Annotated in this window: 11 protein-coding genes; 9 read left to right on the forward strand and 2 right to left on the reverse strand. The window is 68.8% G+C overall.

Going from position 1 to position 13,632, the window contains the following annotated elements:
• Window positions 1-110: 110 nt before the first annotated feature.
• The 8 genes from IC605_RS04995 to IC605_RS05030 all read left to right on the forward strand — a co-directional run bounded on the left by IC605_RS04995 (window position 111) and on the right by IC605_RS05030 (window position 9,500).
• On the forward strand, window positions 111-1,919 hold the full coding sequence (locus IC605_RS04995; protein ID WP_216319790.1) for a DEAD/DEAH box RNA helicase: 1,809 nt from the start codon (window positions 111-113) through the stop codon (window positions 1,917-1,919).
• Between the two features lie 120 nt (window positions 1,920-2,039).
• Window positions 2,040-2,555 (forward strand): hypothetical protein, encoded by a 516-nt coding sequence (locus IC605_RS05000; protein WP_216319793.1) that lies wholly within the window; start codon window positions 2,040-2,042, stop codon window positions 2,553-2,555.
• 388 nt (window positions 2,556-2,943) lie between these two features.
• Window positions 2,944-4,665 (forward strand): biosynthetic-type acetolactate synthase large subunit, encoded by a 1,722-nt coding sequence (gene ilvB / locus IC605_RS05005; RefSeq protein WP_216319795.1) that lies wholly within the window; start codon window positions 2,944-2,946, stop codon window positions 4,663-4,665.
• Complete coding sequence (ilvN, locus tag IC605_RS05010; RefSeq protein ID WP_216319798.1) at window positions 4,662-5,279, forward strand: acetolactate synthase small subunit; 618 nt, start codon at window positions 4,662-4,664, stop codon at window positions 5,277-5,279. The genes ilvB and ilvN overlap by 4 nt, the downstream gene beginning before the upstream one ends.
• A gap of 331 nt (window positions 5,280-5,610) precedes the next feature.
• The gene (gene ilvC, locus IC605_RS05015; protein WP_216319802.1) at window positions 5,611-6,621 is read left to right on the forward strand and encodes a ketol-acid reductoisomerase; all 1,011 of its coding nucleotides are present in this window, start codon (window positions 5,611-5,613) and stop codon (window positions 6,619-6,621) included.
• Between the two features lie 192 nt (window positions 6,622-6,813).
• Complete coding sequence (locus IC605_RS05020; protein WP_216319805.1) at window positions 6,814-8,364, forward strand: 2-isopropylmalate synthase; 1,551 nt, start codon at window positions 6,814-6,816, stop codon at window positions 8,362-8,364.
• Window positions 8,365-8,447: 83 nt separating this feature from the next.
• Window positions 8,448-8,744, forward strand: coding sequence for a DUF1330 domain-containing protein (locus IC605_RS05025; protein WP_216319808.1), 297 nt, complete (start codon window positions 8,448-8,450; stop codon window positions 8,742-8,744).
• Between the two features lie 456 nt (window positions 8,745-9,200).
• Window positions 9,201-9,500, forward strand: a complete 300-nt coding sequence (locus IC605_RS05030; protein WP_216319811.1) for an antibiotic biosynthesis monooxygenase family protein — start codon at window positions 9,201-9,203, stop codon at window positions 9,498-9,500.
• Between the two features lie 374 nt (window positions 9,501-9,874).
• On the opposite strand, the gene guaA is transcribed toward IC605_RS05030, so the two are convergent.
• Together guaA and IC605_RS24990 are read right to left on the reverse strand one after the other, a co-directional pair.
• The gene (guaA, locus tag IC605_RS05035) at window positions 9,875-11,407 is read right to left on the reverse strand and encodes a glutamine-hydrolyzing GMP synthase (RefSeq protein WP_216319814.1); all 1,533 of its coding nucleotides are present in this window, start codon (window positions 11,405-11,407) and stop codon (window positions 9,875-9,877) included.
• A gap of 58 nt (window positions 11,408-11,465) precedes the next feature.
• Window positions 11,466-12,977: a hypothetical protein gene (locus IC605_RS24990; protein ID WP_216319817.1), complete on the reverse strand. Its 1,512-nt coding sequence runs from the start codon at window positions 12,975-12,977 to the stop codon at window positions 11,466-11,468.
• 106 nt (window positions 12,978-13,083) lie between these two features.
• Between IC605_RS24990 and IC605_RS05045 the strand changes: the two genes are divergently transcribed.
• Window positions 13,084-13,629 carry a MogA/MoaB family molybdenum cofactor biosynthesis protein gene (locus IC605_RS05045; protein ID WP_216319820.1) on the forward strand — a complete coding sequence of 182 codons (546 nt, stop codon included), beginning with the start codon at window positions 13,084-13,086 and terminating at the stop codon, window positions 13,627-13,629.
• Window positions 13,630-13,632: the final 3 nt, after the last annotated feature.

The following is a 13,632-nucleotide window of genomic DNA, read 5'->3' on the forward strand; positions in this document are numbered from 1 at the left end:
CTCGGGATGTGCCCGGCGGCTGGAAGGTGCCCCCACTTTCAGGACATGACGGATGCCGAGTCAAGGCGTTTGCTGGTCACTGGGGTCGTGCTTTCCCGAAAGGACCACAAATGAACTTTGATCAACTGATCGCGCCCGAACTCGCGGCGCGTCTGCAAGGGCGCGGCATCACCGAAGCCACCCCTATTCAGACCGAGAGTCTGCCCCACGCGCTGGCGGGCAAGGACCTGATCGGTCGCGCCCGCACGGGCACGGGCAAGACGCTCGCCTACGCGCTGCCCATCATCCAGAACCTCGAACCCAGCCGCGAGCGGGGCCGCGCGCCCCGTGCCCTGGTGCTCGCCCCCACCCGCGAACTCGCCAAGCAGGTCGCCGAGGAGTTCGCCAAGAGCGGCGGCGACCTCGTGACCGCGACCGTGTACGGCGGCGCCGCCTACGGCCCGCAGGAAGGTGCGCTGCGCCGGGGCGTGGACGTGATCGTGGGCACCCCCGGGCGCCTGATCGACCACCTGGAGCGCGGCAACATCGACCTGAGCCGGGTGGAGTACGCCGTGCTCGACGAGGCCGACGAGATGCTGAGCGTGGGCTTCGCGGACGCCATCGAGACGATCCTCCAGGCGACGCCCGAGACGCGCCAGACCATGCTCTTCAGCGCCACGCTGAACGACGACATCCGCCGCATCTCGCGCAAGTACCTCAAGGACCCCGTGGTCGTGGACCTCGTGGGCGAGGGCCGCAGCCAGGCCGCCCAGAGCGTCGAGCACCTCAAGGTGAAGGTGGGCCGCACCCGCACCCGCGTGCTGGCCGACCTGCTCACCGTCTACAACCCCGAGAAGGCCATCGTCTTCACCCGCACCAAGCGCGAGGCGGACGAGCTGGCGAACGAGCTGATCCACCGCGGCATCGAGTCCGAGGCGCTGCACGGCGACCTGGCGCAGAGCCAGCGTGAGCGGGCGCTGGGCGCCTTCCGCGCGGGCCGGGTGGGCGTGCTCGTCGCCACCGACGTGGCGGCGCGCGGGCTGGACATTCCGGAGGTGGACCTCGTGGTGCAGTACCACCTGCCGCAGGACCACGAGAGCTACATCCACCGCTCGGGCCGCACCGGGCGCGCGGGCCGCACCGGCACCGCCATCGTGATGTACGGCGACCGCGACGGCCGCGAGCTGCGGGGCCTGGAGTACCGCACGGGCGTGCAGTTCGTCGAGCGTCCCCTGCCCACCCCCAGGGAAGTGCAGGCCGCGAGCGCCAAGTCCGCCGCCGACCTCATCCGCAAGGTGGACCCCGAGGTGGCGACGAGCTTCCAGGCAGAGGCCGAACGCCTCTTCAGCGAACTCGGCCTGGAGGCGCTGACCCGCGCACTCGCCAAGGTCAGCGGCGTGAGCGAGCCCGTCAAGGCCGCCAGCCTGCTGAGCGGTGAGGAGGGGCTGACCACCCTGATCCTGCACGGCGAGCGCCTGAGCGTGGCCCGCGCGGTGGCCCTGCTCGCCCGGGGCAGCGACGTGGACACCCGCCGCCTGGGCCGAGTGCGCCAGTGGCGCGGCGGCGCGGTGGCGGACGTGCCCAGCGAGTACGTCGAGAAGCTGCTCGCCGCTTCTCCCCTCGACGGCGAGGTCGGCGTGGAAGTCGCCGAGGAACTCCCCGAACTGTTCGAGCAGCCTGCCCGCGAGGGTCGTCAGGGCGGCGGTTACGGCGGCGGACGCGGCTACCGCGACGAGGGTGGCTCCCGTGGCGGACGCCAGGGTGGTTACCAGGGTGGCGGGCGCGGCGGCTACGGCAACCGCGACGGCGGTCAGGGCGGCTATCAGGGCAACCGTGGCGGTCAAGGCCGCTGGAGCCGCGAGCGTGACGGCGCCAACCAGGGCGGTGAGCGTCGCCGCGAGGACTTCGCCGACCGCGAGTTCGTACCGAGCGGGCGATAAAGCCAGATGTCAGATGATGCCCCCGTCAAGCGCGGGGGCTTCGTACTTTCACTTCCGGGTTGCAGTGGCATAGCAAAGAATTTCACTCAACCCATCGAATACAGACGTTATCTTTATGCGGTGAACTTATTTACCTTGATTGCGCCAGCTCTTGCCTTTGGGCTTTTGGTAGGGTGCGCACCGGCAGCCAGCAATGCCACCCTTACGACCCCCATTCTGGCTCAGGGTCAGGAATGGACCATGACTGTTCCGCCCGATGCTGATGGCCGCATCACACTGCCCCTGACGTTGCTGGTTGGAACACCAGAGCGTCTTGGCAGCAGTGTGGCGTTCAAAACTTCTTCACGCAATGTAGCAGCAAGTACAACAGGGGATTATTTCTTTTATGACCCTCTGGACTCTGAACCTGAGTTCGTGGCAGCTATTCAGACCAAGAATGTCCTTGGCTTTAGTATGGCATATGCTTGTGTTGTACGCACACCTAACGCGCAGCTCAATGTTGCGCAAGTGGGGCTCTACCGTCAGGGAATATCCCCCGACACCCTGTTTAAGGATAAGGATGACGCGATTGAGAAATACGTGACGACGGGCGACCTCAAAGATGAGCGCACCTGCACGCTGGCCCGAACGAAGTAAGGTCCTGCACGGTTCACCAGCGAGCCCCTCTCTCCTCTCCTAACGCCCGTTTGTTCCCCCTCCCGTACCACCCTCCTCATCTAGACGCGCCTTGATCCTCCACCTGATCACGCCGTAGGGTGAACCCATGAGCCGCATTCTCGTGGTGGTACTTCTTGGCGCCGGGGGTTGATGGCTGCTGAGCGCGAGCGCGTGCCACCCCCCGCCGACCACAGGGCGGGGGTTTTTCAATGGGAACAAAGGAGTGACCAGGCATGGGGATCAGGGGAGAGCAGGGACAATGGAAGGCCGCCCGAAACGGGCTGTCACTTCGCGCCGCGCCGCCTTCGGGTGAGCGTGGCGCGCGTCTTTCTGGAGAAGCGGTGAGCGGGACCCTGAGGAGGAATGCATGACGCAGACGGATTTGACGGGCGCCAAGGCCCTCTGGTCCACCCTGGCCGGGCACGGCATCAGCACGGTCTTCGGCTACCCCGGCGGGGCGATCATGCCCGTGTACGACGCGCTGACCTTCTACCCCGAAGTGCGGCACGTCCTCGCGCGACACGAGCAGGGCGCCATCCACGCGGCGGAGGGCTGGGCCAAGGCGACGGGCGAGATCGGCGTGTGTATCGCCACCTCAGGACCGGGGGCGACCAACCTCGTGACCGGGCTCGCCGACGCGATGCTCGACTCGGTGCCCATCCTGGCGATCACGGGCAACGTCGCGCGGCACCTGATGGGCACGGACGCCTTTCAGGAGGCGGACATCACCGGCATCACCCTGCCCGTCACGAAGCACAACTACGTCGTGCGCGACGTGGAGGAGCTGCCCCGCGTGATCGCCGAGGCCATCCGCATCGCGCGCAGCGGGCGGCCCGGTCCCGTGCTCGTGGACATTCCCAAGGACATCCAGCTCGCGCCTTACCACGGGGAGATCGCCGTCCCACACGCCCGGCCCGAGATTCCCGCGCCCAAGCCTGAGGCCATCGAGAAGGCCCGCGAACTCCTCCAAAGCGCGAAAAAGCCCGTCATCATGGTCGGCGGCGGCTCGCTGGACGCGGCGGCGGAGATCACCGCCCTCGCCCGCGCCTGGGACATTCCCGTCATTACGACGCTGATGGGGCTGGGTTCCTTTCCGTCCTCCGACCCCCTCTGGCTGGGGATGCCGGGGATGCACGGCTCGGTTGCGGCGAACCGGGCCATCTCCGAGGCGGACGTGCTTCTCGGCATCGGGCTCCGCTTCGACGACCGGGTGACGGGCCGGGTGAACGGCTTCGCGCCGAACGCCTCGATCATTCACGTGGACCTCGACGCCGCCGAGATCGGCAAGATCGTGCGGACGCATGTTCCGGTGCGGGGGGACGCGCGGGTGGCCGCCCAGCTTCTCGCGGAAGGGGCGCAGAAGCTCGACCTGCCCGAGTGGCGGGAAAGGGTCGCCGAGTGGAAGACCCGCACCCAGGACCCCGACCACTGGGGCGCCGGGTACGCGGTGAAGGCCGTGGTGGACCGCCTGCGCCCCGACGACATCCTCTCCTCCGATGTGGGCCAGCACCAGATGCTCGCCGCGCAGCTCGCCCGCTTCGAGAAACCTCGGCGCTGGATCAACTCGGGCGGCCTGGGCACAATGGGCTTCGGCTTCCCGGCGGCCATCGGGGCAGGGATGGCGGAACCCGGCGTGCGGAGCATCGTGGTTGCCGGAGACGGCGGCTTCCAGATGACCGCCCAGGAACTCGCCACCCTGAAGAAGTACGACGTGCGGAACGTCAAAATCTGCATCATCAACAACTCCTTCCTGGGAATGGTCCGCCAGTGGCAGGAACTCTTCCACGAGCGCCGCTACTCGGAGGTCTACCTCGGCGACTCCAACCCCGACTTCCTCAAGCTCGCCGACGCCTACGGGGTGCCCGCCTACCGCGCCGACTGCGCCGAGGAACTGCCAGAGGCCATCGACGCGTGGCTGAACGACCCCAAGAGTTCGCTGCTGGAGATCGTGGTGCCCAACGAACACGGCGTCTTCCCGATGGTGCCCGCCGGGGCCTCCCTGAGCGAGATGATCGAGACGGAACCGCCGCGCGCGCCCACGCCCGGGATCGAACGTAACGATGCCGCCGAGGAGGCGAAGAACGCATGACCGCCCCCTACGATTCCACCCAAAAAGATCACCTCGTCTCCGCCCTCGTGCGTGACGAGCCGCGCGTGCTGACCCGCATTACCTCGCTCTTCGGGCGGCGCGGCTACAACATTAAGAGCCTCAGTGTGGGCTCCACCGAACACCCCGGCCTCAGCCGCATGACCTTCGTGGTGACGGGCGACCGGGGCGTGGTGGAACAGGCGATGCGCCAGCTTGAGAAGCTGCACGATGTCGTCAAAATCATCGACCACAGCCTGGAGAAGTTCGTGGACCGCGAACTCGTGCTCGTGAAGGTCGCCATCACGCCGGAGAGCCGGGTGGAAGTGCGCCAGATCGCCGAGGACTTCCGCGCCCGCATCGTGGACGTGGGCCGCCACGCCCTGACCTTCGAGGTGACGGGCGACGAGGGCAAGATCACCGCCTTTATCGAGCAGATGCGCCCCTTCGGCATCCTGGAGACGATGCGGACGGGGCGGGTGGCCCTCACGCGCGGCTCGAACGCCGACATTCCCAGCCACGTCTACCACGAGGGGGAGACGGAGGCGCTGAGACCTGTGGTGGAGGCTACCGAGGCGCGCGAGACGCAGGCGGGCGGGGTGCCGAATCTGTTCTAGGGGTACATCAGGCTGAGTCGGTCAAGTATTCGACTCCAGTTCCCACCGCTCCGAGGTTAGCCTCCAGGGCTGCGGCAGAGGCGGGCGTAGCGAAGAACGTGTAAATATCCACGCAGCACCCACAGCCCTCGTTTGCCAACGCCTCTACGTCCACCCCGAAGCGTTCCGCCCAGTCCACGAAAGCACGATGCTGTGATAGGGCCTCTACTTCTAGAACGACACACAGCTTGACTGTTGGTGCGTCAACGTCATGCACACGACGAACTCTACTCCCGGGGCCTCCCCTAGCCCACATTCCCCCTCACCTCACACTCTGTAGGAGAATCCCCGAATGGCCGCAAAAATGTACTACGACCGCGACGTTTCCCTCTCCCCCATCGAGGACAAGCTCATCGCCATCATCGGCTACGGCTCACAGGCGCACGCGCACGCGCAGAACCTGCGGGACAGCGGCCTGAACGTGGTCGTCGGCCTGCGGGAGGGGTCGGGCAGCCGCATCAAGGCTGAGCAGGCGGGGTTGCGCGTGACCAGCATCGAGGACGCGACGCGCGAGGCGGACGTGGTGATGCTGCTGATCCCCGACGAGACGCAGCCGAAGGTCTACGAGGAGAGCATCGCGCCCAACCTGACGGACGGCAAGGCGCTCGCCTTCGGGCACGGCTTCAATATCCACTTCGGGCGCATCAAGCCACCTGCGGGCGTGGACGTGTTCCTCGTCGCTCCCAAGGGCCCCGGCCACATGTTGCGCCGCGTGTACGTGGACGGGGCGGGGATGCCGAGCATCTTCGCGGTGGGGCAGGACGCGACCGGGCAGGCCCGCGAGATCGCGCTGGCCTACGCCCGTGGCATCGGCGGCACCCGGGCGGGCGTGCTGGAGACGACCTTCAAGGAGGAGACGGAGACGGACCTCTTCGGGGAGCAGTCGGTCCTCTGCGGCGGCGTGACGCACCTGATCCAGGCGGGCTTCGAGACGCTGGTGGAGGCGGGCTACCAGCCGGAAATTGCCTACTTCGAGACGCTGCACGAGGTCAAGCTCATCGTGGACCTGATCTACGAGAAGGGCTTCGAGGGGATGCGCCACTCGATTTCCAACACCGCCGAGTTCGGCGACTACGTGACCGGCCCGCGCATCATCACGGACGAGACGAAGGCGACGATGAAGGACGTGCTGGGCGATATCCAGTCCGGCAAGTTTGCGCAGAGCTTCATTCAGGACGCCGAAAGCGGCTTCCCGTACATGAACGAGCAGCGGAGCAAGATGCGCGACCATACGCTGGAAGTGGTGGGCAAGGAGCTGCGCGACCAGATGCCCTTCATCAGCAAGAAGGAGCTGGAGGTCTGAGGGTCTAGACACCTGCGCTTCCCCGCAGCGTGCTCCCCCTTACGATGCCCCCTATGAAAGCGTTCGGCCTGCTTCTTCTTGGCGTTCCTCCGGTGGAGTGAGCGGCGCGAAGGAGTTCGCCGAATCCCCCGGAGGAACCGCCCTCCGGGGTTTTTCTTTGTCCCGCCCCCTCACCCCACAGGAGCCCGCGATATGACCCAGCAAGAGCACCAGCCCCAACCCATTCGCATCTTCGACACCACCCTGCGCGACGGCGAGCAGTCACCCGGCGTGGCGCTGAACCACACGCAGAAGCTGGAGATCGCCCACCAGCTCGCCCGATTGGGCGTGGACGTGATCGAGGCGGGCTTCCCCATCGCCTCCCCCGGCGACCTGGAAGGGGTCAGCCGGATTGCACGTGAGGTCCGGGGGCCGATCATCGCCGGGCTGGCGCGGGCGAACCGGGCGGACATCGAAGCGGCGGCGAAGGGGGTGGAGTTGGCCGAGCGCCCCCGCATCCACACCTTCATCGCCACCAGCCCGATCCACATGGCGAAGAAGCTGAACCTGGAGCCGGGCGCGGTGATCGAACGCGCGGTGGAAGCCGTGCGCCTGGCCCGCTCCTTCGTGGACGACGTGGAATTCAGCGCGGAGGACGCCACCCGCAGCGAGCCCGAGTTCCTGGCCCGCATCTTCCGGGCGGTGGTGGCCGAGGGCGCCACGACGATCAACGTGCCCGACACGGTGGGCTACACGACCCCCGAGGAAATGCGCGCCCTGTTCGCGTACCTGAAGGGCGAATTGCCGGGGCACGTCATCCTCTCCGCCCATTGTCACGACGACCTGGGGATGGCGGTCGCCAACTCGGTCGCGGCGGCGCAGGGGGGGGCGCGGCAGATCGAGTGCACGGTGAACGGGATCGGCGAGCGGGCGGGGAATGCCTCGCTGGAGGAGATCGTGATGGCCTTCCACACCCGGGGGGACGTGTACGGCTTCGCGACGGGCATCCGCACCCGCGAGCTGTACCGCGCCTCCCGGATGGTGAGCCGCCTGAGCGGGATGCCGGTGCAGCCCAACAAGGCCATTGTGGGCGACAACGCCTTCGCGCACGAGTCGGGCATCCACCAGGACGGGGTGATCAAGGCCCGCGAGACCTACGAGATCATGAACGCGGAGCTGGTGGGCCGCGAGGCCGCCGTCCTCGTCATGGGCAAGCACTCGGGCCGCGCCGCTTTCCGCAAGGCGCTGACCGACCTGGGATATGAGGTGCCGGAAGAGCGTGTGAAGGACCTCTTCGCCCGCTTCAAGGACCTCGCCGACCGCAAGGGCCAGATCTACGCCGACGACCTGCGCGCCCTCGTCGAAAGCCGCACCGACGTGCCGCAGACCTTCGTGCTCGAACGCTTCCAGGTCACGAGCGGCACCGACATGCAGCCCCTCGCCTTCGTGCGCCTGACCACCCCGGACGGCCCACGCGAGGGGACGGCGAGCGGCGACGGGGCGGTCGAGGCCGTCTTCAACGCGCTCAACGGGGTCACGGGCATCAAGCCCGAGCTGGAAATCTACCGGGTGCAGGCCGTCACCAAGGGCGCCGAGGCGCTGGGCGAGGTCAGCGTGAACACGCGCTACGGCGAGATGAGCATTCACGGCACGGGCGTCGCGCCGGACGTGGTGGAGGCGTCGGCGCGGGCGTGGCTGCGGGTGATCAACCAGATCGTCGCGGGCGTGGGCAAGAGCCGTCAGGTGAGCCAGACGACGGTATAAGCAGGGGCGAACAGCGGGGGGCGGGGGCAACTCCGCCTTCTGCTCTGCAAGGAGAGCACACGGCTGAAAATTCAGGAGGAAGCGTGAGCGTCTACATCATCGGCCTGATCGACGTGCAGGACCCGGAAGGCTATCCCACCTATTCACAGCAGGTGCCCGCGACCCTCGAACCCTACGGCGGCCAGTTTCTCGTGCGGGGCGGCCAGCCCGAGGCGCTGGAGGGCACGGCGCCGGAGCGGGTGGTCGTCCTCGCTTTTCCCTCCGCCGAACAGGCCCGCGGCTGGTACGAGTCCGAGGAGTACGCGCGCCTTCGCCCCTTGCGGCAGCAGATGGCGAGCGGTCACCTCGTTCTGGTCCACGGCGTGGACGTGCCCTCCTAGCACCGCCCGGTCAGTTCAACGCTGGCGCACATAAGGCGGCGCGCAAACGGTGGGGAAACCCCGCCTTCTGTCTTTTCTGTGTAGGGATGTGGCTTCGGTTCAAAATCGGGCTGTTGCTGTTTGTTGTGGTAGCGCTCTTGTGGGATGGAATATCGTTAGCGGGTGGAATCACAGCCTTGCCGTTGTGGTATTTCGGCGCGGCTCCCGCTACGGCGCTCACAACCATCCTGGGGTTTCAATTCGTGAACCGCGCGACTCCTCAACGGCTACGGTGGAGGCGCCGGCTGTTCAGATGGAGCGGGTTTGCCTTGGTGCTCATACTCTTCAGTGCTCCGCACAAAGCCTTACAACTCGATGAATACATAAGTTTCGGGTTTCAATGCGTTTTACCTCCTCCCTATTCACCCCTCTGCCGATCTTGCTCGGCATTGCGGTCCTCATGGACGGTGTAAGAGAATGACCCCTATCCTTGAAATCGCCCTCCTTACCATCCGCCCCGGTCAGACCGGGGAGTTCGAGGCCGCCTTCCGCCAAGCTCAGCCCCTCATCTCGGGCATGAAGGGTTACGTCCGCCACGAGCTGCGGCGGTGCCTCGAAGACGACCATAAATACGCCCTGCTCGTGTGGTGGGAGACGCTGGAGGACCACACGGTCGGCTTTCGCGGGAGTGCAGAATATCAAGAATGGCGCTCGCTGCTGCACCACTTCTACGACCCCTTCCCGACGGTGGAGCATTTCGTGGAGGTGCTGGCTTAAAAACTGTCGGAGGCTCGCCCTTGGACAGCCCCCAGCGGCGCCATTTCTGGAGAAGCACGGCGGGAATGGTCTCGGACAGCCAGACTGAGGCGAGGAGGCCACACCCACCCGGCCAACCTCCGAGGTCCACACCCGCCTCAGCCACGGACGGCTCGATCAGCCGGGACTGGACTTCCTCTTTCCAGAAGACGAAACAGGCATCGGGCGCGACCCACCGCGAAGCGGACCGGCCCCCGCCCGAGCAGAGCCCGGACGGCCTCGGCTCCCACGGGGCCCTCACACGTCTGGCCGACGAGGCCGTTCCCGTCCTACAGCTCCTCCAGTGGACAGCCCACGGGCTGCGGGTTTCGCATGGCTCGTCCGCTCCCGGCCCCTCACTCCCACTCGATGGTGGCGGGCGGCTTGCCGGTGATGTCGTAGACCACGCGGTTGACCTCGTGGACCTGATTGACGATGCGGCTACTCATCGTCGCCAGGAAGTCGTAGGGCAGCCGCGCCCACTCGGCGGTCATGAAGTCGTCGGTGGTCACGGCGCGCAGAGCGGCGGTGTAGGAGTAGGTGCGGCCGTCGCCCATCACCCCGACCGACTGGATCGGCGTCAGGATGGCGAGGGCCTGCGAGCAGCCGTCGTAGAGGCCGAACTCGCGCAGCCCCGAGATGAAGATATCGTCCACCCGCCCCAGGATGTCGAGCTTCTCCTCGGTGATGGCCCCCAGGCAGCGGATGGCGAGGCCGGGGCCGGGGAAGGGGTGACGCATCCGGATCGCGTCGGGGAGGCCCAGCAGCCGCGCGATCTCCCGCACCTCGTCCTTGAACAGCGTCCGGAAGGGCTCGACCAGCTTGAACTGGAGGTCTTCGGGCAGGCCGCCGACGTTGTGGTGGCTCTTGATGTTGGCGGCGCCGTGCTTGTCGGCCGCCAGGCCGCCCGCCGACTCGATCACGTCCGGGTAGAGGGTGCCCTGGGCGAGGAAGTCGAAGGGGCCGTGCTCCCGCGCCTCGCGCTCGAAGGCCCGGATGAACTCGCGCCCGATGATCTTGCGCTTCTCCTCGGGGTCGGCGACGCCCTCCAGGTGGCCCAGGAACTCGGCGCGGGCATCCACCGTGATGAGGTTGACGCCGAGGGGTTTCAGGGCCGCCTCCACCTGCTCGCGCTCGCCCAGCCGCAGCAGGCCGTGGTCGATGAAGACGGCGGTGAGGCGCTCGCCGACGGCCCGCGCCAGGAGCAGCCCCAGCGTGCTCGAATCCACGCCGCCGCTGATGGCGAGGAGGACCCGCCCGTCCCCGACCTGCGCCCGCACCCCCTCCACGAGATCGTCGACGATGTGCTCGGCGGTCCAGTCGCGGGCCACCCCGCAAATCTCCAGAAAGTTCGCCAGCAGTTGCCCGCCCTTGGGCGTGTGGACGACCTCCGGGTGGAACTGCACCCCGTAGCGCCGGGCGACGGGGTTTTCGATGGCGGCGACGGGGGTGTCCTCCGTCTCGGCGACGACCTCGTAGCCCCCCGGCAGCCGCGTCACCGAGTCGCTGTGGCTCATCCAGGCGACGAACTCGCCCTGGATACCCCGGAAGAGCCCCCCGCCGTACCGGGTCAGGTCGGCCTTGCCGTACTCGCGCTTGCCCACCCGCTGCACCTCGCCGCCCGCCTCGTGGGCGAGGAACTGCATCCCGTAGCACACGCCGAGGATGGGCACGGGGAGGTCGAGGACGCCGGGGGCGGGGTGAGGCGCCCCGGGGTCGTACACGCTGCTCGGGCCCCCCGACAAGACGATCCCCTGGGGGTTTTCCTGCCGGATGCGCTCAAGAGTGGCCGTGCCGGGGAGGATCACGCTGTATGCGCCGAGTTCACGAAAACGCCGCGTGATCAGGCGCGTGAACTGGCTGCCGAAGTCGAGGATGACGACGCTCACGCCCGCGATTCTCTCACGGGGGCCCGGGGAGCGCGGCCCGGGCCAGCAGGACCCACCCTCAGAACCCGAGGTCGATGGCGATGGGCTGCGAGGTCGGGGCGGTGACCGTGACCGTGCTGGGCGCGTAGCCCTCCGCGGCGACGCGCAGGGTGTAGGTGCCGGGGCCGGGCAGCCGCACCGGGCCGGGAACGGTGCCGACGTGAGCCCCGGACGGCACGCCCGAGCCCCCGGGGGCCGCCACGACGCTCAGGCGCACGGGCACGCCCGCCCCGCCGCGCACGGTGAAGCGCACGTCGCAGCAGGCCTGCGCCAATTGCGCCTGGGGAGCAGCGACCTCAGCGCGGGAGGCCCGGGCGGCGAGCAGCGCCCACACCAGCACCACGAGCAGCAGCAGGGCCGCCAGCGCCAGGGCGGGGCCCAGCCAGCGCGGCGCGCCCCGGGCCCGGGAGGACGGGTTCTGCCCGGCCCGGACCACCCGCCACGAGTGGTCGTCCTCCCAGCCGATGCGGATGGGCTTGTCCACCACGCGCCGGGGCGTGGCGCCCCCGCTCGCGGCCGGGCGGGTATGCCCCTCCGCCTGGTGGCGGATCGCGGCGGCGATGAGCGAGTCGGGCTCGGGGGGCAGCCCCGCCGTCTCGCGCAGGCTCTCGCGCACGGACGCCAGGTCCTGCTGATCGGCGGCCAGCGCCTCCAGGTCGGCCTCCCCGAGCTGAATGTCCACCAGGGGCGGCGCCGTGACGACCTCGCGGGCCGCTTCCTCACCCCGGGCAGCCACCCGGACCACCCTGGGGACCTCGGGCGCCACGGGCTCGACCACCGGCACCCGAACGGCGGCGGGGCCGTCCGCCGGACCGGACTCCCGTGGGGCGACCTCCGCCCCGGACGACCGATGAAGATTCGGCAGCCGCCACGCGCTCTGGCCCCCCTTGCGGCCGGACGGTCCCGGCTCCTCCGGCGTCGCCTCACCCGGGTCCACCTGACCCAGCACGATGGGCGTGCCGTCGTGGACGTGGGCGGGAGAGGACGCGGCGGGTCGCTCCAGCCGGGCCAGGAGGTCGCGGGCGGAGGAGGTCCCGGAGGAGGTCCCGGAGGCGTCTCGCAGCGGCGCGGGGACGCCGCCGAGGGCCTCCAGGGTCGCGGCGAGGTCGCGCAGGTCGTCCTCCGGGGTCTGGCCCCGGCCCCAGGGCAGCCCGGCCCCGGCGAGGGCCACCCGGCCGTCCACGCTCCACAACTGGGCGGGCCCCACCCCGCCGTGGATGAGGCCCGCCTCGTGCAGGGCGGCCAGCCCGGCGAGCGCCCCGCGGGCGGCGAGAAGGGGGTCGGAGGCGGGGACGGCGTGGGGGGGCAGTTCGGTGACGAGGTAGACCGCCACACCGTCCACCCCGGAGTCGGTGAAGGGGAGCAGCGCCGGGGCGTGGGGCAGCTCGGGCAGGATCACCACCCGGTCAAGCACATGCAGCAGCACCGGCATCCCGGTGAGGCGGTCGGTCGCGCGCAAGGTCCGCACCCCACCCCCGGGCAGGTCGCCCGTCAGGTCACGTGCGGCGACGTAGGGGCCGATGGGCTTCACGCGGTCAAGTATACGGGCCGGGCCCCGGCCGCGAGGCCGCACGGTGGCGTGGCACGGTGAAGTGGTCCACCCCGCCCCCACCCCTCCCCGGCGTATCGTGCCGGGCATGACGGACGCCCCCGCCCCCCACCCGCCGCCCACCGAGCACCACGCGGCCGCGCCGAGAGCCGTGCGGGCCGCCGTGCTCACCGTGAGCGACACGCGCACCCCCGAGACCGACACGAGCGGCGCGTACCTGCTCTCCGAACTGCGCGGGGCCGGGCACGAGGTCACCGGCTACCGCATCGTGCGTGACGAGGCCGAGGGCATCCGCCTCGCTCTGGGCGAGCTGATGCGGGGCGCCGTGGTCGTGATCTCCAGCGGCGGCACGGGCATCACCGGGCGGGACGTGACGATCCCGGTCGTGGAGTCGCTGCTCACCAAGCCGATGCCGGGCTTCGGGGAACTGTTCCGGATGCTCTCCTACCGCGAGGTCGGCGGCGCGGCGATGCTGTCGCGGGCGGTCGGGGGCCTGGCGGGGGGCACCCTCCTCTTCGCCCTGCCGGGCAGCCTCAACGCCGTGCAGACGGCCTGGACGGGCCTGCTGCAGGGCGAACTCGGCCACCTCGCCTTCGAGGTCGCGCGGCACGGCCAGCCGGGAGGGGGGAGCTGAGGC

The organism is Deinococcus aestuarii, assembly GCF_018863415.1.
Classification (GTDB): domain Bacteria; phylum Deinococcota; class Deinococci; order Deinococcales; family Deinococcaceae; genus Deinococcus; species Deinococcus aestuarii.